Below are 261 nucleotides of genomic sequence, written 5' to 3'. Positions count from 1 at the left end.
GCCCGGGTGGTGGAATTGGTAGACACAAGGGATTTAAAATCCCTCGCTGGTAACAGCGTGCCGGTTCAAGTCCGGCCCCGGGCACCATTTTGTGGTTAACTACAATACCAAATGTAGTTTTAAAATTATTATTTAACTCTAGAGTTAATATGATGCGGCACTAGCTCAGTTGGTAGAGCGCAACCTTGCCAAGGTTGAGGTCACGAGTTCGAGCCTCGTGTGCCGCTCCATATTAGCTTTATCCACTTGCTTTAAATAGTA

General features: G+C 46.0%; 2 tRNA genes. Both read left to right on the top strand.

Annotated elements, in window-relative coordinates:
* A tRNA-Leu gene (locus tag C2M33_RS21070) sits at window positions 1–87 on the top strand.
* Between the two features lie 67 nt (window positions 88–154).
* A tRNA-Gly gene (locus C2M33_RS21065) sits at window positions 155–230 on the top strand.
* Window positions 231–261 lie beyond the last annotated feature (31 nt).

This window comes from Pseudoalteromonas sp. T1lg122, from assembly GCF_002964825.1.
GTDB lineage: Bacteria > Pseudomonadota > Gammaproteobacteria > Enterobacterales > Alteromonadaceae > Pseudoalteromonas > Pseudoalteromonas gelatinilytica.
This window is presented reverse-complemented; position numbering and strand designations above follow the sequence as displayed.